General features: G+C 70.3%; 21 protein-coding genes and 1 riboswitch. Of the genes, 6 read left to right on the forward strand and 15 right to left on the reverse strand.

All coding sequences use genetic code 11. The features are described from left to right. Positions 1-121 precede the first annotated feature (121 nt). The 3 genes from Q8S40_RS09445 to Q8S40_RS09455 all read right to left on the reverse strand — a co-directional run bounded on the left by Q8S40_RS09445 (position 122) and on the right by Q8S40_RS09455 (position 1,377). On the reverse strand, positions 122-412 hold the full coding sequence (locus tag Q8S40_RS09445; RefSeq protein WP_304815501.1) for a hypothetical protein: 291 nt from the start codon (positions 410-412) through the stop codon (positions 122-124). 30 nt (positions 413-442) lie between these two features. Next, positions 443-552: riboswitch (SAM-I-IV-variant riboswitch) on the reverse strand. Between the two features lie 62 nt (positions 553-614). Continuing rightward, positions 615-947 carry an FKBP-type peptidyl-prolyl cis-trans isomerase gene (locus Q8S40_RS09450; RefSeq protein ID WP_304815499.1) on the reverse strand — a complete coding sequence of 111 codons (333 nt, stop codon included), beginning with the start codon at positions 945-947 and terminating at the stop codon, positions 615-617. Positions 948-963: 16 nt separating this feature from the next. Continuing rightward, positions 964-1,377: a DUF3830 family protein gene (locus Q8S40_RS09455; protein ID WP_305670184.1), complete on the reverse strand. Its 414-nt coding sequence runs from the start codon at positions 1,375-1,377 to the stop codon at positions 964-966. Between the two features lie 124 nt (positions 1,378-1,501). On the opposite strand from Q8S40_RS09455, the gene Q8S40_RS09460 reads away from it, so the two are divergent. Next, positions 1,502-2,425, forward strand: coding sequence for a YihY/virulence factor BrkB family protein (locus Q8S40_RS09460; protein WP_304815497.1), 924 nt, complete (start codon positions 1,502-1,504; stop codon positions 2,423-2,425). A gap of 16 nt (positions 2,426-2,441) precedes the next feature. On the opposite strand, the gene Q8S40_RS09465 is transcribed toward Q8S40_RS09460, so the two are convergent. Together Q8S40_RS09465 and Q8S40_RS09470 are read right to left on the reverse strand one after the other, a co-directional pair. Then, positions 2,442-2,816, reverse strand: coding sequence for a DsrE/DsrF/DrsH-like family protein (locus Q8S40_RS09465; protein ID WP_305670185.1), 375 nt, complete (start codon positions 2,814-2,816; stop codon positions 2,442-2,444). A gap of 130 nt (positions 2,817-2,946) precedes the next feature. Then, positions 2,947-3,771 carry a HesA/MoeB/ThiF family protein gene (locus tag Q8S40_RS09470; RefSeq protein ID WP_305670235.1) on the reverse strand — a complete coding sequence of 275 codons (825 nt, stop codon included), beginning with the start codon at positions 3,769-3,771 and terminating at the stop codon, positions 2,947-2,949. Between the two features lie 118 nt (positions 3,772-3,889). Between Q8S40_RS09470 and Q8S40_RS09475 the strand changes: the two genes are divergently transcribed. Beyond that, a complete protein-coding gene (locus Q8S40_RS09475; protein WP_305670186.1) occupies positions 3,890-4,558 on the forward strand; it encodes an SGNH/GDSL hydrolase family protein in 669 nt (222 codons plus the stop codon). A gap of 167 nt (positions 4,559-4,725) precedes the next feature. Here Q8S40_RS09475 and Q8S40_RS09480 read toward each other — a convergent pair whose 3' ends face one another. Next, on the reverse strand, positions 4,726-6,129 hold the full coding sequence (locus Q8S40_RS09480; RefSeq protein WP_305670187.1) for an MBOAT family protein: 1,404 nt from the start codon (positions 6,127-6,129) through the stop codon (positions 4,726-4,728). A 9-nt stretch (positions 6,130-6,138) separates the two neighbouring features. After that, a complete protein-coding gene (locus tag Q8S40_RS09485; RefSeq protein WP_305670188.1) occupies positions 6,139-7,425 on the reverse strand; it encodes a GDSL-type esterase/lipase family protein in 1,287 nt (428 codons plus the stop codon). Positions 7,426-7,546: 121 nt separating this feature from the next. On the opposite strand from Q8S40_RS09485, the gene Q8S40_RS09490 reads away from it, so the two are divergent. After that, entirely contained in the window at positions 7,547-8,293 is a 747-nt protein-coding gene (locus Q8S40_RS09490) for a GDSL-type esterase/lipase family protein (RefSeq protein WP_305670189.1), read from the forward strand. 24 nt (positions 8,294-8,317) lie between these two features. Here the strand turns inward: Q8S40_RS09490 and Q8S40_RS09495 are convergent, their stop codons facing one another. The 8 genes from Q8S40_RS09495 to Q8S40_RS09530 all read right to left on the reverse strand — a co-directional run bounded on the left by Q8S40_RS09495 (position 8,318) and on the right by Q8S40_RS09530 (position 16,358). Next, positions 8,318-8,671: a VOC family protein gene (locus Q8S40_RS09495; protein ID WP_305670190.1), complete on the reverse strand. Its 354-nt coding sequence runs from the start codon at positions 8,669-8,671 to the stop codon at positions 8,318-8,320. Beyond that, a complete protein-coding gene (locus tag Q8S40_RS09500) occupies positions 8,668-9,267 on the reverse strand; it encodes a nitroreductase (protein ID WP_305670191.1) in 600 nt (199 codons plus the stop codon). Before Q8S40_RS09500 ends, Q8S40_RS09495 begins: the two co-directional genes overlap by 4 nt. A gap of 100 nt (positions 9,268-9,367) precedes the next feature. Then, on the reverse strand, positions 9,368-10,411 hold the full coding sequence (hemC, locus tag Q8S40_RS09505; protein WP_304815483.1) for a hydroxymethylbilane synthase: 1,044 nt from the start codon (positions 10,409-10,411) through the stop codon (positions 9,368-9,370). Between the two features lie 2 nt (positions 10,412-10,413). Further along, positions 10,414-11,646, reverse strand: coding sequence for a geranylgeranyl diphosphate reductase (locus Q8S40_RS09510; RefSeq protein ID WP_305670192.1), 1,233 nt, complete (start codon positions 11,644-11,646; stop codon positions 10,414-10,416). Then, positions 11,643-12,974 carry a BCD family MFS transporter gene (locus Q8S40_RS09515; protein WP_305670193.1) on the reverse strand — a complete coding sequence of 444 codons (1,332 nt, stop codon included), beginning with the start codon at positions 12,972-12,974 and terminating at the stop codon, positions 11,643-11,645. The genes Q8S40_RS09510 and Q8S40_RS09515 overlap by 4 nt, the downstream gene beginning before the upstream one ends. Then, entirely contained in the window at positions 12,971-13,903 is a 933-nt protein-coding gene (chlG, locus tag Q8S40_RS09520; RefSeq protein WP_305670194.1) for a chlorophyll synthase ChlG, read from the reverse strand. Before chlG ends, Q8S40_RS09515 begins: the two co-directional genes overlap by 4 nt. After that, positions 13,887-15,302 carry a transcriptional regulator PpsR gene (gene ppsR, locus Q8S40_RS09525; RefSeq protein ID WP_305670195.1) on the reverse strand — a complete coding sequence of 472 codons (1,416 nt, stop codon included), beginning with the start codon at positions 15,300-15,302 and terminating at the stop codon, positions 13,887-13,889. The genes chlG and ppsR overlap by 17 nt, the downstream gene beginning before the upstream one ends. A gap of 96 nt (positions 15,303-15,398) precedes the next feature. After that, the gene (locus tag Q8S40_RS09530) at positions 15,399-16,358 is read right to left on the reverse strand and encodes a B12-binding domain-containing protein (RefSeq protein WP_304815473.1); all 960 of its coding nucleotides are present in this window, start codon (positions 16,356-16,358) and stop codon (positions 15,399-15,401) included. Positions 16,359-16,634: 276 nt separating this feature from the next. On the opposite strand from Q8S40_RS09530, the gene bchF reads away from it, so the two are divergent. Genes bchF through bchB form a run of 3 tightly spaced genes read left to right on the forward strand, consistent with a single transcriptional unit; the run spans position 16,635 to position 20,072 of the window. Continuing rightward, positions 16,635-17,210: a 2-vinyl bacteriochlorophyllide hydratase gene (gene bchF, locus Q8S40_RS09535; RefSeq protein WP_305670196.1), complete on the forward strand. Its 576-nt coding sequence runs from the start codon at positions 16,635-16,637 to the stop codon at positions 17,208-17,210. Next, positions 17,207-18,484, forward strand: coding sequence for a ferredoxin:protochlorophyllide reductase (ATP-dependent) subunit N (locus Q8S40_RS09540; RefSeq protein WP_305670197.1), 1,278 nt, complete (start codon positions 17,207-17,209; stop codon positions 18,482-18,484). Before bchF ends, Q8S40_RS09540 begins: the two co-directional genes overlap by 4 nt. Before the next feature lie 4 nt (positions 18,485-18,488). Continuing rightward, on the forward strand, positions 18,489-20,072 hold the full coding sequence (gene bchB / locus Q8S40_RS09545) for a ferredoxin:protochlorophyllide reductase (ATP-dependent) subunit B (RefSeq protein WP_305670198.1): 1,584 nt from the start codon (positions 18,489-18,491) through the stop codon (positions 20,070-20,072). Positions 20,073-20,097 lie beyond the last annotated feature (25 nt).

Raw genomic sequence — 20,097 nt, forward strand, 5'->3', positions numbered from 1 at the left:
GCCAGGCCGAGCGCGGCGGCCAGTCCGCCGATGCCGCCGCCGGCGACCAGGATGGGCGGATTGGTCTGCATGTGGGTGTGTCCTGCCCGGTCGCCGCAGGATCACGCGCCGGTGGGCGCTGTCAATCGCGTGGCCCCATGCGCTGCCGCAGCCAGGCCGCCAGCTCCGCGCGGCGGTCCCCCGGCAGGGCGCGTTCCAGGTGCAGGGTCAGGTGCCCGCGGCGGCGATCCGGCGGGATGCGGCAGGCATGGGTCCAGGTCTCGCCGCCGCGCTGGTGCAGCAGCACGTACAGCAGGGCCGGCCGGCAGCGCCCCGCGCGGTCGCGCCAGGCGCCGGCGCCGACGAATTCCGCCATGTCGTCAGGCCCCAGGAAAAGGGAGAGATCCGGGCCATCGCCTAATGAATCCAGCACGCCGTCCTCCTGAACACGGACCGACGGCGGCGCTTCCCGAATAATTGCCGGAACGGCCGCATCCCCCCGGTGAAGGAGGCGCCACCTTGCCCGGGCGGGCAGGTTGGCGTTGGGCGTCGGCCCAACTCTTGATGCAGGGGCGGAAATAGCAAGCAGATGCCGCATGGGGCAAGGGGATTTTCCCGCTTGCCCCATGGGGAGATCACCCGACTTCGAGCAGCTCCACGTCGAAGACCAGCGTGGCGTTCGGCGGAATCACGCCGCCGGCGCCGCGCGCGCCGTAGCCGAATTCGGGCGGAATGGTCAGGGTGCGGTGGCCGCCCACCTTCATGCCCTGCACGCCGCGGTCCCAGCCCGCAATCACTTGGCCCGCGCCGAGCTGGAAGCGGAACGCCTCCCCCCGGTCGCGGGAGCTGTCGAATTTCCGGCCCTTGTTGTCCGCCGCCTTCGCGTCGAACAGCCAGCCCGTGTAATGCACCGCGACCGGCTTGCCGGAGACGGCGAGCGTCCCCTCGCCGACGGTGGAATCAACCATCGCAACGCCCATTGAGTCAGCCCTTCCGGAAAGTGATGTTCTTGGCCCCGTCCCACAGCACGGAACGGCCGATCCTGGCCAGGCGGTCCAGCCCGCCGGTGATGGTCAGGAAATGATTGCCCGCCAGCTGCCCGGCCTTGGAGGAAAAGCAGCAGGGACCATAGGCGATCAGGATCTCCGTCTCGCTCACCCCGCCCGGATAGACGATGACATGGCCGGGCGCCGGGTGGCTGGTGGCATTCTCATGCCCGATGCCGAGGTCGCGGTCGCCCATCGGAATCCAGCAGGCCTCGCCGGACCAGCGCACATGGATGATACGGTCGCTGAAGGGGAGCAATTCCCGGAAGCGGGCGCAGGTCTTCGGCGCCTCCGCATCCTCGAAGCGGGCCTGGAAGATCTCGCCCGCGATCTCGATCTCGATATCCGCCACCTTTTTCGCCTCCGTGCTGTTCGTCCCGCCTACGCGAGCGGCCGCCTCTTGCCAAGCCGGTCCGACCGGTGCGCAACCGTCGCGGGTGCCGACCGTTCTGCCCGCTGAGTGACAGGAGACCCCAATGCTGCTGGCCCGGACACGTGCCCTGCTGGCCGATACCATCCGCGGCTACATCGCCGATGAGGCGATGACCCGGGGTGCGGCGATTGCCTGCTACACCATGTTCTCCCTGGTGCCGCTGCTGGTGGTGGCGGTCGGCATCGCCAGCGTCTTCTTCGGCGAGGCGATCGTGCAGGGCGCGGTGGATGACCAGCTGGTCGCGCTGGTGGGCCGACAGGGTGCCAGCGCGGTGCAGTCCATGGTGCGCGATGCCGGCGGGCTGGAGGGTACCGGCGTGCCGGCGCTGGTCGGCCTGGTGGTGCTGCTGATCACCGCGAGCGGCGTCTTCGCCGAATTGCAGGGGGCGCTGAACGCCATCTGGAAGACGCAGGAACCGTCCATGTCGGTGTCCTACCTGCTGCGCGCCCGGCTGCTGAGCATGGGGCTGGTGGGCGCCACCGGCTTCCTGCTGCTGGTGTCCCTCATCGCGAGCGCGCTGCTGGCGGCGCTCGGCGCCTGGACGGACATGATGTTTCCCGAATTTGCCCCGGTGATGCGGGCGATGAACATGGGCGTGTCCTTCCTGCTGACCGCGCTGCTGTTCGCCGCGATCTACAAGGTGCTGCCGGACCGGCGGCTGCGCTGGCGGGACGTGGCGGTGGGCGCGCTGGTCACCGCCTTCCTGTTCACCATCGGGCGGGTGCTGATCGGCTGGTATCTCGGCGGCAGCGGCATCGCCGCCCGCTATGGCGCGGCGGGCGCGCTGATCGTGGTGTTGCTCTGGGTGTATTATTCGGCCCAGGTGTTTCTGCTCGGCGCCGAATTCACCCGCGCCTGGACCGGGCGCATCGGCAGCCGGCGCAAGGCGCCGGTCGGCGGGGTGGTGGAGCCGCCGCCCTCCATCGGCGATGGGCGGGATGAGGTGGCGCCCGGCGAAAAGGCCTGATCCCTGGGCGGGGCCGCTACAGCGTGGCGATCTGGCCCTGGCCCACGGCGCCGAGGAAGGTCACCACGCCCGCCACTTCCACCCCCGGCGCCAGCCCGGCGGCGGCGAGACCTTCCACCTTCAGCCCGGCCTCGCAGGCGATGCGGCGGATGCCGAGGTCTGCCGCGGCTTCCAGCAGTTCGGCCAGGGTGGCGACGCCGCGTTCGGCCAGCAGCCCCTCCCGCGCATCGGCCAGCAGGGGGGAGGGGGCGAGGAACAGGCGGCAGCCTGCATTGCTGGCGAACAGCACGACATCCCGCCCCACCGCCGCGGCGCCGGTGGCCAGTACAAGGGCGTAATGCGCCCGGTCATGCGCGCCGGACAGCAGCAGGATGCCGAGCGGGAGGCTCATGCCAGGGACCATGGGGTGTGACCCCCCGAAGGCGGGCGAGCGCCCAAATGGGCGCCGCGCCAAGTGGCGCGTAGCCCGGCGAAGCGCCGGCGCGTGAGGACGGATCGGTCACGATCCGTCGGATTGCGGTTCATACCGCGCAGGCCGGCGCGGCGGGTTCGGCATGGGCCGACAGGTCTCGGATGCTGGGCGCGTCGCCACACAGCGCGCAGGCTGGGTCACGCCGCAGCTTCACGGTCCGAAAGCGCATGTCCAGCGCATCCCACAGCAGCAGCCGGCCGGACAGGCTCTCCCCGATGCCGAGGATATGCTTCAGCACCTCCGTCGCCTGCAGCGTGCCCATCACGCCGGTGACGGCGCCGAGCACGCCTGCCTCGGAACAGGTCGGCACCAGCCCCTCCGGCGGCGGTTCCGGGTGCAGGCAGCGGTGGCAGGGGTGCGGCGCGCCTTCATGGCTGCGGAAGACGGAAAGCTGCCCCTCGAAGCGCAGCACCGCCGCCGAGACCAGCGGGCGGCCCAGCAGATGGCAGGCATCGCCGAGCAGGAAGCGCGTGGCGAAATTATCCGTACCGTCGCAGACCAGGTCGTATTTGCCGATATTGGCCCAGGCCCATGCGGCATCGAGGCGGCGCGCATGCACCTCCACCCGGGTTTCCGGGTTCAGCGCGGCGATGGTCTCGGCGGCGCTCTCGGCCTTGTTGCGGCCGATGCGGGCCGTGTCATGCGCCACCTGGCGCTGCAGGTTGGACAGCTCCAGCCGGTCATCGTCGATCAGCCCGATCGTTCCCACGCCGGCCGCGGCGAGATACAGCGCCAATGGCGAGCCAAGGCCGCCGGCGCCGACCAGCAACACCCGCGCCGCGCGCAGCTTCGCCTGGCCGGTCGCGCCCACTTCTTCCAGCAGGATGTGGCGCGAGTAGCGGCGGATTTCCGCCTCGGAAAAATCGAGGTCCATTTCGGGGTCCATCGGCAGGATATGGGCGCGCCGCATCCAACGATGCAAGACGCGGTTCACGCCCGGTTCATGCCTGCGGTGGCATGCGGCGAGGGTAGGGCGGAGCATGCGGCGGTTGATGCGGTGGCTGGCGAGCCTGGGTTTCGGAATGCTGCTGGCCGGGCGGGCCTGGGCCTGCCCGGATGTGCTGCTGGGCGACAGCCTGGCGGTCGGCATGGCACCCCACGCCCGCGCCGCCGGCTTCGAGGTGATCGCCCAGAACGGCGCCGGCCTGCCCTGGCTGCGGCAGCAGGCGCCGCGTTGCGTCGGCCGGCTGGTGCTGGTGTTCGGCACCAATGACCTGCGCGGCCTGGGGACGGAGGCGGCGGAGGCCTATCCGCGCCAGATCGCCGCCATCATGGAACGCTGGCCGGCCGAGCGCATCATCTGGGCCACCCCCGGCTGCTTCGCCCGTGATGCGGCGCTGGAATCCGCCAGCCGTTTGCTGGACCGGGCGCTGCTGGACAGCCAGACCCGCGCCGAGGCAGCGCTTGCCCATCTGCCGGCCCTGCATCGCGGCCGGGTCTCCCGCTGCGAATACCCCACCGCCGATGGCGTCCACCCCACCGCGGCGGGTTATCGGGCGTGGTGGGAGGGCCTGCAGGGGATGATGGCTCAGCGCCCGGTGCCGAGTGCGGCTGCAACCGCCTCGACGAGGTTCGGGATGCCGAGTGCGGCCATGGCGGCATCCCAGGCCTCGGCCAGGGCGATCAGGGCTTCCGTCCCGGGCACCAGCGGCAGCCCATAGGCCGCATCCAGCATCGCGCCGGACCGCCCGGCGGCGAAGACCAGCAGCGCCAGGCCCACCACCCAGGCCGCCGCACCGGCCCGGCGCGTGGCGCTGCGCGGGGAGAAATCATCCGGCAGCGGGCTGGTCTGGGCTTCGAGCCAGGGCTGGCGCATCGCGGTCCCCCGTCAGAACTGGAAGTAGATGAAGGGCGCCACACCCTCCGGCGCCGCCAGGATGATGGCCAGCATCGCCAGGCCGAAGACCAGGCCGAGCAGCGGCGCCGGCAGCGGCCGCAGCGCATCCTCCAGCCGCTGGCGCAGGTCCGGCGGCACGAAATGCAGGCCGAGGCCGAGCGCGATGATCGCCAGCAGCCGCGGCGTGGTGGCCATTCCCTGGGCGGCATCAGGCGCGCCATCGACAATCCCCTGCGCCAGGGCGGCGATGGTGGCGAGGTCCGGCGCGCGGAACAGCACGAAGGCGGCGACCACGATGTGGAAGGTGATTGCCCAGCGCAGCACCCGCCCGGCGAACGAGGCCGGCACAGCACGCCCGCCAAGGGCACGTTCCACCACCAGTGCCAGCCCGTGCAGCAGCCCCCACAGCACGAAGGTCCAGGCCGCACCGTGCCAGATGCCGCCCAGCAGCATGGTCAGCAGCAGGTTGCGCCGGGTGCGGCCCTCCGGCCCATGGCTGCCGCCGAGCGGCTTGAACAGATAATCCCGCAGCCAGGTCGAGAGCGAGATGTGCCAGCGGCGCCAGAACTCGGACAGGGTCAGGGCGCGGAAGGGCTGGTCGAAATTCTTCGAAAAATGATAGCCGAGCAGCGCCGCCAGCCCGATCGCCATGTCCGAATAGCCGGAGAAATCCAGCCAGATCTGGATGGTATAGCCGTAGCAGGCGAGGATGATGTCCAGCGCGCCCCAGGCGCCTGGGTCGCGGAACACCGGGTCCACCAGCCCCGTCGCCAGCTCATTCGCCAGCAGCATCTTCTTGGCCAGCCCACCCAGGATCAACAGGCCGCCCATCACCACCGGCACGCGCTGGCGGTCCGGCAGCGCGTGCAACTGCGGCAGGAAGCGCGCGGCGCGGACAATCGGGCCGGCTGCCAGATGTGGGAAGAAGGTGAGGTAGACCAGCACCTTCAGCGGCGAGCGTTCGACCCGCGCATCGCCACGATGCACATCCACCATGTAGGAGAACGCCTGGAACACGTAGAAGGAGATGCCGACCGGCAGCAGGATCTCCGGCACCGGCAACGGCGGCAGGCCGAGCGCGACCGCAAGTGGCGACGCCTCCCGCACCAGGAAGCCGGCATATTTGAACCAGCCGAGCCACAGCAGCACCCCGGCCACGCCAAGCCACAGCAGCCCGCCGCCCCGCCCCTCCGCCACGCCGCGCCCGATCGCCCAGGTCCATAGCCCGATGCCCAGCAGGGCGGCGCAGAAGGGCAGGCTGAAGGCGGCGTAGAACACCAGGCTGGCCAGCAGCAGGAAGGGCAGCACCAGCGCCGGCAGGAAGCGCACGGTCAGCCAATGGCCAGCGAAGACCACGGCGAAGAAGATCGCGAACAGGCCGGTCGGGAACAGCATCGCCCGGCGTCAGGCCCCGGCGGGGCCGAGGCCGGCGCCGCGCAGCAGATGCGCGTGCAGCCTGTCGGCGGTCAGGCGATAACCATCGGCGGTGAAATGCACCAGGTCGGGCCGCATCAGTGGCGGATTGGCCTGCACCAGGCGGGGCAGGCGGCAGGGGTCCTGCGTCACCTCCGCCGACCAGTCGAAGAAGCCCACCCTTTCGCTGGCGGCGACGCGGCGCTGCGTGGCGCGCACCGCCTGCAAGGCGGGCAGCGGGGTGACCGGGCAGGCGCCGCGGCCGCGCCGGACCGGGCGGCCCGCATCCGGCACGCCCATCAGCAAAATGCCGCTGCGCGGGCTGGCGGCGCGCAGCGTGGCGATGCGACGGGACAGCGCCAGGCCGTAGGCGGCGGCATCGAAATCCCGGTCCGTGGCTTCGTTGGTGCCGTATTCCAGGATGATCAGCGCCGGCGGCGCCACCGCCAGCTCCCGCGCCAGGATGGCCGGGTCGCGATTATCCAGCGTGGCGAGGGTGGCGCCGTTGATGCCGAAGGATTCGACCAGCACGCCATTGCCGCGCCGGTCCACGCCCCAGCCCAGCAGCTCGACCTGGCCATCCCCCACCAGTTCCAGCGCCACCTCCCGGCTGCCGGGGGCGAGGTCCAGGCGGATGATCCGCGTGGTCGGGCGGGCGGTGCGGGTGGCGCGCGGCAGATCGGGGATGCCGGTGTTCAGCACCCGGAAGCTGCCGCTATCGGGTCCGCATTGCAGCACCAGGTGCAGCCGGTCGAAGCCGCGCGGGTCGCTCGCCCGCAGGCCGATCCGGTCGCCTGCGCGAGAGCCCGCCAGGCGATAGCCGGACAGGCCGAAGGGGCCGGGCGTGGCGGCGCGCAGCGCATGGGCGGCGGTCCATTCGCCCTCCTGCTCCAGCGTCAGGCCGGCGGGCAGGAAGCCGCGCTGCGCCCGGCCGGGCGGCATGCGGCCGGGCCCGATCGCGCCGAAACGCCCTTGCAGATGCTCCCGCAGCCGTTCCGCCAGGCGCGGGAAGGCGATGTGGCTGTCGCCCAGCAGCAACACCAGCGCGCGGCCCTGGGCGCCGCCCTGCAATGCCCGGAGCGCCCCGCCCAGTGGAGCAAGGGGATCGTCGCCGGCGGCGGCGGGCAGCAGCGCCTCGAATGCCGGATCGGGGGCACCCTCCAGCCCCTCCGCCCGCCTTGCGGCGTCGGCGGCCGGGCTTGTCGGGACGGGCTGGCTGCGGCATCCGGCCAGTAGGGGCAGCGCCAGGCACGCAATGAGGCCCCGTCGTTTCAACATGCTGCGCCGGTTGTCCTTATGCCGTTCATATTCAACTGCTAGTGTGGCGCAGTTCCTCGTGCATGCGGAGTCTCGGATGCGGTCGCGTCGCAGCCTTTCTTCCACCGAGTCATCCCGGCCGATGCTGCTGGGGCGTCGCCACCTGTTGCTGGCCGGGGCGGCCTGTGGGCTGGGCCGGCCCGCCGCGGCCGATACGGCGCCGGTGCCGGAGCGGCTGAACCTGCTTTTCCTGGGCGATTCGCTGGCGCAGGGCCTGTTCCTGTCGCTCAGCCCCGTGCTGCGCCGCAGGCCGACACCGCGCATCATCAACGGCACGCTGCACGCCACCGGCGTGACCCGCACCGATGAGCATGACTGGACCGCCGTGACCCGCGACCTGGCGGCGGCACACCAGCCGCAACTGGCCGTATTCTGGATTGGCGCCAATGACTTCCGCCCGCTGGTGGTGCGGGAGGAGCGCACCCGTCACCGCTTCGGCACGCCCGGCTATGCCGAGCATTACGCGCGGCGGGTGACGGAGATGGTGACCCACGCCACCGATGCCGGCGCCCGCGCCGTCTGGCTCGGCCTGCCCAATATGCGGGAGGCGCAGTTCGCCGGCGCGGTGCGCCAGCTCAATGCCATCCAGCAGGCGGCGGCAGAGGCGGCGGGCGCCATCTGGGTGGATACCTGGGAGGCGACGAGCGATGCCGAGGGCCGCTTCCTGCCCGCCGTGCCACTTCCGGCAACGACGCGCGTGTTCCGCGCCGAGGATGGCGTGCATTTCACCGGCTGGGGCTATCTGCGGATCGGCGCGCTGCTGTTCGACGCCGCGGCGGAGCATTTCCCGGACCTCGCCCCGGGGCTGGGGCGGCTGACCGAGGCCTGACCGGCTACGCGCCGCAGGGCCTGGTCAGACCTCGGCGCAGCCGAAGCGCAGCAGATTGCCGTGCGGGTCGATCAGGTGGAATTCATGCATGCCCCAGGTGCGCAGCGCGAAGGGCGACAGGCCGGGCACGCCGCGCGCCGCGAATTCCGCATGCAGCGCCGGCACCTGGCCGCCTCGGATGTAGCAGGCGGTGTGTTCGGCATCGATGCGCCGCGTGGTGAGCCAGAAATGCAGCTCCATCGCCTCCCGCCGCACAATTCCATAGTCGCCATAGCTCTCCCCGGTGAAGCCAAGCTGGTCGCGGTAGAAGTCCAGCGTCTCCGCCAGGTTCAGCGAGGCGAGGATGGGGATGCAGCGGGCGGGGTCGGGCGCCGTCATGCCGGCTGCCAGTCCCGCCAGAAGCCGTCCGGCGCAGGGCGCTCCGGGCGGGGGCGCCCGGCCTCCGGCGTGCCGACATAGATCCAGCCGAGCAGGCGGTCCGTCTCCGCGAAGCCCAGCGCGCCCTTGATGGCCGGGTCCTGCAAGGCGGCGGAGGACAGCCAGCAGCAGCCGAAGCCCATCGCATCCAGCGCGTTGAGGAAGTTCATGATCCCGGCGGCGGCCGTCGCCTCCTGTTCCCAGGCCGGGATCTTGGGATGGGCGCGGATGGTGGCGCCGGCGGCCACCACCAGCGGGGAGCGCAGCGGCTTCAGCCGTTCCAGATCGAGCCGCGCCTCCGGCGTTTCCGGTGCGCGGGCCTGCATGGCCCGGGCGAGCAGCTCGCCGAAGGCGGCGCGGGCCTCGCCCTGGATGCCGACGAAGCGCCATGGACGCAGGCCGCCATGGTCCGGCGCCCGCGTGGCGGCGGCAACGGCCAGCGACAGCGCCGCCGCATCCGGCGCCGGGTCGTGCAACTGGCGGGGCGGGACGGAGGCGCGGGCGAGCAAGGCGCGCACCGCCTCATTCACGGCAGGGGGGAAGGGAGCTTCGGGCATGGTCGTCCTGTGACAGGGTGCGACCTAGATGATGCGAATCATTCGCAATTACAAGCTTCGGAATGTGGCGGTGGGGAGGGGCCGCAGCCCCCTCCACTGGTCAGCCGAAGATGTCGGCCGGGCTGTCCTTGCGCAGGCTGTCGCCCAGTTCCCGGCCCATGGCGGCCGCATCGGCCGGCGCGCCCCACAGCTTGCGCTTCAGCAGGAAGGACCCGTCGGCACGGGCCACCAGCCCGGTCAGGTGCAGCGAGCCATCCGGCAGAAGCTGCGCATGGCCACCGATCGGCGTGCGGCAGGACCCGTCGAGCGAGCCCAGCAGGGCGCGTTCGGCGGCGCTGACGCAGGCGGCATCCCGGTCCTCGATGGCGGAGAGCAGCTCGCGCAGCTCCACGTCATCGGCCCGGACGGTGACGCCGACGATGCCCTGGCAGGCCGCCGGGACCATGGTTTCCGCATCCAGCACCACCGCCGCCTCGTGCTCCATCTCCATGCGCTTGAGGCCGGCGATGGCGAGCAGCGAGGCCTGCGGCCCGCCTTCCGCCCGCACCTTGGCCAGGCGCATCTGCACATTGCCGCGGATGATCTCGACCTGCAGGTCCGGCCTTGCATGCAGCAACTGGCTTTGCCGGCGGATCGAGGCGGTGCCGATCAGCGCGCCATGCGGCAGGCAGCCATAGGGGTCGTCGGAGGCGCCGCCGGGGCAGGTCGGGCCGAGCACGATTGCGTCCCGGCTATCCTCCCGCTTCAGGGCGCAGGCCAGCACGATGCCGGGCGGCAGCTCGGTTTCCAGGTCCTTCATGCTGTGGACGGCGAAATCGACCCTTCCGTCCAGCAGCGCCTCATGGATTTCCTTGGCGAACAGGCCCTTGCCGCCGATATCGGCCAGCCGCCGGTCCTGCACCAGGTCGCCGGAGGTGGCGATGATGCACTCCTCGAAGGCCTTCACCTCCCGCAGCAGCGGGCAGACCTTGGTGATCAGGCCGAGGAAATGCCGCGTCTGCCACAGCGCCAGCGGCGACCCGCGAGTGCCCACCTTCAGCGGCAGGGTGCGCGTGGAATGCCGGTGCTGCGGCGAATGGCCATGAATGGCGCCGCGTTGGCGAAGGCCCTGGGGACCGGTGGAATCGAGGGAAGAAAGCAGCATGGTCAGGCGTCTCCACGCGAGGTCGCGGCGGTCCGGTCCAGGCGTGGCCCCGCGAGGCCGACAAGATGCGCCATGTCCTTCAAGAATATCTTGATGTGCGTCAAAGGGTCTTTGCGCACGAGTTCCTTGTTCATGTAGGCCTCCCAGGTCAGGCGCTGGACGTCCTTGTCCTGGCAGATCGCAACGAACTTCTCGCGGCGCTTGTCCGAGGAGTACCAAAAATACTGCATGATCCCGAGGATCAGGAAGACGCGGCCATGCGCCTTCATGAAGCGCTTCCGCGCCGTCCGCAGCGCGCTGGCGCGGCCGGTGGCGCAGAATTCGGCGGCGGCATCGGCGGCCAGGCGGCCACACAGCATGGCGTAGTAGATGCCCTCGCCGGACGAAGGTGCAACCACCCCCGCCGCATCGCCGGCCAGCACCACGTCCCGCCCATTGTCCCAGCGCTTCAGCGGCTTCAGCGGAATCGGCGCGCCCTCGCGCCGGATGGTCCGCATCTTGTCGAGGCCGGTGGAGGCGCGCAGCTCGCTCACCGAACCGCGCAGCGAGAAGCCCTTATTCGCCGAGCCGGTGCCGATCGAGACCTTGTCGCCATGCGGGAAGATCCAGGCGTAGAAATCCGGCGAGAGCTTGCCCTGGTAGAACACGTCGCAGCGCTTCGCGTCATACTTGGGTGCTTCTGTCGTCGGGGCTTCGACGATCTCGTGGTAGGCGAAGACGCAGGGGATCTTCTCCGCGCCCTTCACGGATTGCTTGGCGACTGCGCTGCGCGCGCCATCGGCGCCGATGATGCAGCGGGCGCGGATGCGGGTTTCTTCCGTCGCACCCTTCGCCGTGTAGGCGACGATGGCGACGCCATCCGCATCATGCTCGATCCGTTCGAAGCTGCCGGTCAGGCGCGTGGCGCCGGATTCAGCGGCGCGCACGCGCAGGAATTCGTCGAAGGGTTCACGCTCGACCATGCCGACGAAACCGCCATCGATCGGCATGTCGACCTCGCGGTTCGAGGGCGAGATCATCCGCGCGGCATTCACCTTGGCGACCAGCATATGGTCCGGGATTTCGAAATCACGTATCAGGCGCGGCGGGATGGCGCCGCCGCAGGGCTTGATGCGCCCCGCCTTGTCCAGCAGCGCCACGCTGCGGCCCTGGCGGGCCAGGTCATGCGCCGCGGTAGCGCCGGCGGGGCCGCCGCCGACGACGACGACGTCGAATTCCTCCATCATGAAGGTCATGCCTGTTGCCTCCCCATCAGCGGCGGGACATTACCCGCGCTGGTCTGTCGCCTCGGCGCGCGCCCGATGCGCAGCGCCAGAAATGCCGCGACGAGGAACAGCCCCGCATCGGCCAGAAAAACTGTGACGTAGCCACCCCCGGCGCTGCCGGTCAGCAGCCTGCCGAGATCCAGCACCACCGTGCCGGCCAGCCCGCCGGCGCCGAAGGCGATGGCCTGCGCCGCGCCGAACATGCCCATCCGCACGCCCTGCCGCCCTTCCGCCCCCTGGGAGACGAGCTGCATCATCGCGGCGATGGCGGCCGCGGCGAAGGCGCCATTGGCCAGGCCGAGGGCGAAGAAGGCTTCCCGCAATGGGAAATGCGCGCCCGCCATGCCGGCGCTGGCCAGCACCACCAGCATCGCGCAGGCCGCGAAGCAGCCGGCCAGGATGCAGCCCCGCAGCACCGCGATCCGGCCGCCGGAGAGGGTGCCGATGAGGGCGGCCAGAATCATCCCCGCCAGGACACCGGCATTCTGCACGGATGAAAGCCGGGTGGTCTCGCCGAGGGTCATGCCGAAGACGGTGCCGGCGAAAGGCTCCAGGATCAGGTCCTGGGCGCTGTAGGCCAGCATGGAGACGAAGACGAAGATGCTGAAATGCCGCGCCACCGGCTCCGCCCATACTTCGCGCAGCGCGGGGCCGAAGGCGGTGCGGGCGCTGGCGGGCGGCGCGGCGCGGGTCCTGCCCTCGATGCCGGTCACGGCCACCAGCGCCAGCAGAAAGGCAATGACAGACACGCCGGCGGAGACCGCGACAAGCCGCATGCCGGAATAGGGGTCCAGCAGCCGCCCGGCGATGGCCGTGGTCAGCACGAAGCCCGCGATCATCATGATCCAGACGAGGGAGGCCGCAGCCGGCCGCCGCGCCGGCGCGACCCGCGCGGCCAGCAGCACCAGCAGCGAGGTGCCGGCGGCGCCGACGCCGATGCCGACCAGCAGGAAGGCCAGCACCGCCAGCGCGATGCCGGGAACCAGGGCCGTGCCCATCCAGGCCGTCGCCACCGCCCCCAGCACGCCACCCAGGCCGAGCACCGCCATGCCGCCGATGATCCAGGGCGTGCGCCGCCCACCCTGGTCCGAGCCATGGCCCAGCCGCGGCCGGAGCATCTGGATTGCGTAATGCAGCGCCACCAGCACGCCGGGCAGGGTGGCCGGCAGGGCGTGTTCCACCACCATCACCCGGTTCAGCGCCGCCGTGGTCAGCACCACCACGGCACCCAGCGCCGTCTGCACCAGGCCAAGCCGGATGATGCCGAGCCAGCCGAGCGGGGGAAGCGTTGCGGTCATGGGGCGAGCGCCACCGCCGCGGCCATCATGCCCGCGACGTAGAGGGTGATGCCGGTGCCATTGTACCAGGGCGCCAGCCCGCGCGGATCGCGCAGCAGCTTCCGCATCAGGGCGAACTGCGCCAGCAGGGATGCCGCGATCAGCCCGGCCGCGATCGGCATGCCCCACAGCATCAGCAGCGCCACCACCACCGCCTGCGGCGCCGCCATGAACAGGCAGGCGACCCGCGCGGCGCGCGGCGCGCCGAGGATGACGGGCAGGGATCGCAGGCCGAAGCGGGTATCACCCTCGATCGACTTGAAATCATTCAGCGTCATGATGCCATGCGCGCCGAGGCCGTACAGCACGGCGATGGCCACCACCCGCGCATCCGGCGCGCTGGCGGTCAGCACCGCGACGGCGGTGATCCAGGGCAGCGTCTCATAGGACAGGCCGCAGGCCAGGTTGCCCCACCAGCCATTCTGCTTCAGGCGCAGCGGCGGCGCGGAATAGATCCAGGCCATCACCACCGCCAGCACCGTCGCCGCGAAGCCCCAGGGGCCGAGCGCCAGGCCAATGGCCAGCGAGGCCAGCGTCCAGGCGATGGCGACATACAGGCCCCACATGCCGGGCATGCGGCCCGAGGGGATCGGCCGGTTCGGCTCGTTGATCGCATCCACATGCCGGTCGAACCAGTCATTCACCGCCTGGCTCATGCCGCAGACCATCGGGCCGGTGAGCAGCACGCCCAGCGCGATGAGCGGGAAGTTCTCGAGCACATTGACGCCGGAGGCGGCGACGCCGCAGCCGAAGGCCCACATCGGCGGAAACCAGGTGACCGGCTTCAACAGCTCCAGCACCGCCGCCGGCTGCAGGCGCGGTGCAGGCCGGGGCGCGGGCAGGCCGATGCCGGTCGCCGGATTGCCCATCTCGCTATCCCTGCTGGTCATCGAGATCACCAAGGCCGTAGCGCCGCAATTTGACGTACAGGCTCTGCCGCGACAGCCCGAGCATCTCGGCCGCGGAGGCGCGGTTGTCGCCGGTCAGCTCCAGCGCCGCCTCGATGCAGAGCCGCTCGATGGCGTCGGTCGCCTCGCGCACCAGATCCTTCAGCGGCACCCGGCCGATGAGCTCGGTGAGCTGTTCCACCGATCGCGTCGCGCCATCCGCGGCGCGCACGGCCGGGCGGGTGCGCGCGCCGATGTCGCGCAGCTGGAAGCCGAAGCAGGATTGTCCCTCATTCATCACGGAGACGGCGGAAATCTCCACCTCCACCTGCCCGCCCAGCGCGCCATGCAGCGTGGTGGTGTAGAGCCGGACGGCGCCCCGGCTGCGGAGGTTGGAGAGCAGCACATCCAGCTCCACACCCTGCCGGCCAATCCAGCGGTCCAGCGTCTCCCCGCGTGCCTGATCCTCATGCGCCAGCTGCGCCATGTCGAGGAAGGCGGCGTTGGCGGTCAGGACATGGGCGCTGGCATCGGTGACGACGAAGCCATCGGGCGCCACCTGGACCACCTTCAGCATCCGGGCCTGCGTATCCGGCAGCGCCGCGGCGGGCTGCGCGAGCGCGGAGAGCCGCACCAGGAACAGCAGCCCCGCTTCCTGCCGGAAGGTGGAGGCGGAAACCACCATCGCCTCGCCGCCTTCCGCCAGATGCGCGGTCACGTCATCCGCGCGGCCGGCGCTGCGGACGCTGGCCAGCAGGGCCTGCACCGCGGGGCGGTCTGCCGGTTCGAACATCTCGGCCAGGGTGCGGGCCGAACTGCGCCGGGCGTTGCGGCCGAACAGGCGCTGCGCGGCGGGGTTGGCTTCCAGGATGCGCTGCTGGTCGGCGTCCAGGATCAGCACCGGGTCCATCGCCATCTGGAACAGCAGGCGGTAGCGCGTCTCGGCCTGGCGCAGGCGGGAATAGTCCCGCTCCATGGATTGCTGCACCTCGACCATACGCTGCTGCAATTGCGACAAAGGCCGCAGGTCCCGCGCGAACACCACATGCCGCCCGGCGTCGCCCAGCGGCGCCACAGAACACAGCAGCGGAATGGTCGCGCCGCGCGTCGTCACCTGGTTGATGTGGCGCCAGCGTGCCGCATCCTTCGGCGGGTCGCGCGCCAGCATGGCCTCGACCTTGACGCGGCTGTCCTTGGCCACCGTCTCGCTCCAGGCGCGGCCGAGCAGGGTGTCGGGGCCATCGAAGTCCCGCGCCAGATCCTCCTGGCTGAAGGCGATGTCCCGGATGATGCCCGCCTGGTCAAGCACGAGCGCAACATCCGCGGCTGCGGTGATCAGCCCTGCGGTGGCATCCGCATCGAGTGGGCCGAGCGAAATCCTGGGGGTAGCGAACGATTTCACGAACCATTGCGTCCTTCATCCCGAGGGTCCCCTCCCCAGCCGAGCCTCCTGAGCATCCACACGTCTTCATTCACATCCTGCCGGGAAGCCCCCGGCTTAGGCCTCACGCATCAGCAGAGCCAGTAGCGTCTCCGCCTTCAGCGCTGCTTGTTGACCGTCTGCCGCCGTTGCATCCGCGCCCACCAGCGCGGCCAGCTCCGGCCGATCGACGAAGACCCGTCCGCCGACGAGCACCCCGATCTGCGGGTTGCGGGAGGCGCGTCGCACCGCCCGGATGGTGGTGGCCAGGACCTCAAGATGATCCTCGCTGGCCATCGAGAAGCCGATGGCGGCGAACCATTGCCGCCGCACCACCGCCGACAACTCCTTGGCGGTGGTGCCGGTGCCGGAGGAAACCTCCCACCCCTGGCGCCGGAAGAATTCGCCGACCATGACCAGGCCAAAGCTGTGCTGCTCACCCGGTACCGGGGCCAGCAGGATCCGGCGTTCCACATCGCCGCGGCCGAGTCGCGGCTGGAAGGCGGGGCTGTTCTCCAGCACCACCTGCTGCAGGCAGCACAGGCCGATGGTGACCGCCGTGAAGTCGCAGCGGTCCTGTTCCCACATCTCGCCGAGATGCCGGGCGACCGGGGCCAGCAGGTACAGATAGATCCGCTCCAGCGGCATGCCGCGCCCGGTGAGGCCGCCGACATAGGCGAGTGCGCCGCTGAGGTCGCCCTGCAGGGCCAGGCCGGCAACGACGGAGATATCCTCCGGCTGCGGCATGCTGGCGCCGGGGCTGTCGATATAGGCGGGCGTATTGGCTTCGCGCCGCGAAAGCACCAGGCGGGGGATCACCTCCGTCTCCAGGGTGCGGGCCAGCAGGGCGACGCGCCGGCGCTCGGCGTTCGCAGGCCGGATGCGCGCGGGCGGCGCACGGGGGCTGGCAGGCGGCGACCACCTGTCGCTGCCGGCGGGGTCGCGGCCATGGCCGGAATGCGGGGCGGACCCTGCCTCCTGCGCCTGGCTGGCGGTTTCCGCCATGTGCTGTGCTGCCATCATCGGCTTCGCGGACATCGCCCCCTCCGGTGCTTCATACTTGAATGCCGACGCCCTCCCCTGTCAACCGCGATTTACGTCAATCGTGCTTGACACTGTGAGCGCCGGGCCTCTAGCCTCCCTGAACAAGCACGGTGTGGGAGAGAAAAAGATGCGCAGGGAAGCGGCCAAGCCGGCCAACAAGCGCAGTCTTCTCGGACATTTCCCCCATCGCGGGCTGCCGGCCAGGGGCCACGGCAGCCGTCTGCGGACAGCGGACCGCCTTTGACGGAGGGTTGTCAAGCCATGCTTACAATGAACGGGTTGTCTGGACTGCTTGACGCACTGGATGCGTCACCCTGGGGGGCCACCTCCGGCCGTGCGGCGCGCCACAACCGGGAGGCGCAGGTCGCCCGCCGGCCGCTCTACACCGCGGAGGAGCGCCGGCGGCGCGATGCCACGCCCTGGACCCTGGTTCAGGGCGTCCTGGCGCCGATCCAGTTTGCCGTATTCCTGGTGAGCCTCGGCCTGGTGCTGAGCTTCCTCGCCACCGGGGACGGGCTGGCGGTGGCCACGGCCTCCGTCGTGGTGAAGACACTGCTGCTCTACACCATCATGGTCACCGGCTGCGTGTGGGAGAAGGTGGTGTTCGGCCGCTACCTGTTCGCGCCGGCCTTCTTCTGGGAAGACGTCTTCAGCATGCTGGTGCTGGCCTTGCACAGCGCCTACCTGCTCGCCGTCTTCACCGGTTTCGGTGACGGGCAGGGCCAGATGCTGCTGGCACTCGCCGCCTACGCCGCCTACGTCGTCAACGCCGCGCAGTTCCTGATGAAGCTGCGCGCCGCGCGGCTCGATGAAGCCCGCGCCAACGCCCGCGGCGTGGTGGCATGAGCGCCGCGGCCGCCCTGCCCCAGCCTGGCTGCGCCGATGCGCCCGTGCTGCGGGAGCGCGGCCAGCGCGAGGTGTTCTGCGGACTGACCGGCATCGTCTGGCTGCATCGCAAGATCCAGGACGCCTTCTTCCTGGTCGTCGGCAGCCGCACCTGCGCGCATCTGCTGCAATCCGCCGCCGGCGTGATGATCTTCGCCGAACCCCGCTTCGCCACCGCCATCATCGATGAACGCGATCTGGCGGGCCTCGCCGATTGTAACGCGGAACTTGATCGCGTCGTGACGCGGCTGCTGGAGCGGCGGCCGGACATCCGCATGCTGTTCCTGGTCGGCTCCTGCCCCAGCGAGGTGATTAAGCTGGATCTGTCCCGCGCCGCGCAGCGCCTGTCGCAGCGCTTTCTGCCGCAGGTGCGGGTGCTCAACTATTCGGGCAGCGGCATCGAGACCACCTTCACCCAGGGCGAGGATGCCTGTCTCGCTTCCCTGGTGCCGGAAATGCCCGCCGAACCCGGCGCCGCGCGGTCCCTGCTGGTGGTCGGCGCATTGGCCGAGGTGGTGGAGGACCAGTTTCTGCGGATCTTCGCTGCGCTGGGCGTCGGGCCGGTTCGTTTCCTGCCGTCACGCCGCGCGACGGAGTTGCCGGCGGTGGGTCACGGCACCCGCTATCTGTTGGCGCAGCCCTTCCTGAACGATACGGCGCGGGCGCTGGAAGCCCGCGGTGCGACCCGTATCGCGGCGCCGTTCCCGCTGGGCGTGGAGGGCACAACCGCCTGGCTGAGCGCGGCCGCCGAAGTCTGGGGCGCCTCGCCCGCGCGCATCGCGGAAGCGACCGGCGCCGCAGCGGCAAGGGCCGGTGCGGCACTGGCAAGAATTCGCCAAAGGCTCGAGGGCAGAAGCATCTTCTTCTTCCCCGACAGCCAGCTCGAGATCCCGCTGGCGCGCTTCCTGTCGCGCGAGCTCGGCATGCGGCTGACCGAAGTCGGCACGCCCTATCTGCATCGCCAGCATCTGGCGGAAGAACTGGCCCTGCTGCCGGCGGAGGCCACGCTGTCCGAAGGCCAGCATGTCGATCGCCAGCTGGATCGCTGCCGCGCGCTGCGGCCGGACCTCACCGTTTGCGGTCTTGGCCTGGCGAATCCGCTGGAGGCGGAGGGGCTGACGACGAAGTGGTCCATCGAACTCGTCTTCACGCCGATCCAGGGCTACGACCAGGCCGCGGATCTAGCGGAGCTGTTTGCGCGGCCGTTGCTGCGCCACGCGAAGCTGGCGGTGTAGCACCATGCAGCTCGCGCTCTGGACCTATGAAGGCCCCCCCCATATCGGCGCGATGCGCGTCGCCACCGCGATGGAAGGCGTGCACTACGTGCTGCACGCCCCGCAGGGCGATACCTACGCCGACCTGCTGTTCACCATGATCGAGCGCCGCGCCAAGCGCCCGCCCGTCACCTACACCACCTTCCAGGCGCGCGACCTCGGCGGCGATACGGCAAACCTGTTCCGTGAGGCTGTGCTGGATGCCTATGAGCGGTTTAAGCCGCAGGCAATGCTGGTGGGTGCAAGCTGCACGGCGGAGCTGATCCAGGATGATCCGGGCGGGCTGGCGAAGACGCTGGGTCTGCCGATTCCCGTGGTGCCGCTGGAACTGCCTGCCTATCAGCGCAAGGAAAACTGGGGCGCATCCGAGACCTTCTACCAGCTGGTGCGCGCCTGCGCCGGTCCGCATGTGCCGAAGCCCGGTACGGTGCGGCCGAAGAACGCCACGCCCCGCTGCAACATCCTCGGCCCCACCGCACTCGGCTTCCGTCACCGGGACGATGTTCCGGAAGTTGAGCGCCTGCTGGAGACGCTCGGGATCGAGACGCATGTGATCGCGCCGATGGGCGCGACGCCGGCCGATCTCGCGACGCTGGGTGATGCCGATTTCAATGTGGTGCTGTACCCGGAAGTCGCCGGACAGGCGGCCGCCTGGCTGCGCCGCAGCTTCGGCCAGCCTTGCACCACGGTGGTGCCGATCGGTGTCGGCGCGACGCGGGATTTCGTGCAGGAAGTGGCGAAGCTGGCCGGTGTGCCGGCGACCACGGCCGAAGGCACGCTGCGGCTGCCGTGGTACTCGCGCTCCGTCGACAGCACCTACCTGACCGGCAAGCGTGTTTTCATCTTCGGCGATGCGACGCATGCGATCGCGGCGGCGCGGGTGGCGGAGAAGGAGCTTGGCTTCACCGTGGTGGGCCTCGGCAGTTATTCCCGTGAATTCGGCCGCGAGATCCGCGCCGCCGCCGCGCTGCATGGCGTGGAGCCGCTGATCACCGACGACTACCTGGAGGTCGAGGCGCAAATCACGGCGCTGCAGCCGGAGCTGGTGCTGGGTACGCAGATGGAACGCCATGTGGCCAAGCGCCTCGGCGTGCCGTGCGCGGTGATTTCGGCGCCAGTGCATGTGCAGGATTTCCCGGCGCGCAATTCGCCGCAGATGGGTCTCGAAGGCGCGAATGTGCTGTTCGACACCTGGGTCCACCCCCTGATGATGGGGCTGGAGGAACATCTTCTCGGCATGTTCCGCGAGGATTTCGAGTTCAACGACGTGCAGCCCAGCCATCTTGGCCATGGTGCGCCGTCACAGTCGGGCAAAGAGGCCGCGCCCGCCGCGCAGCCCATGCCCGTGCCCGCGGCGGAGACTCCCCACTCCGCCGCGGGCGCCCCTTTGCTCGCCTGGGGCCAGGATGCCGAGAAGGAGCTGAAGAAGATTCCCTTCTTCGTCCGTGGCAAGGCCCGGCGCAACACCGAACGATTCGCGCAGGAGCGTGGGATCGGGACCATCACGATCGAGACGCTTTACGACGCGAAAGCGCATTTTTCGCGGTGAGATATTTCTCTCACCGCCGCACCGG

This window comes from Falsiroseomonas sp. (genome assembly GCF_030695085.1).
Taxonomy (GTDB): Bacteria; Pseudomonadota; Alphaproteobacteria; order Acetobacterales; family Acetobacteraceae; genus Falsiroseomonas.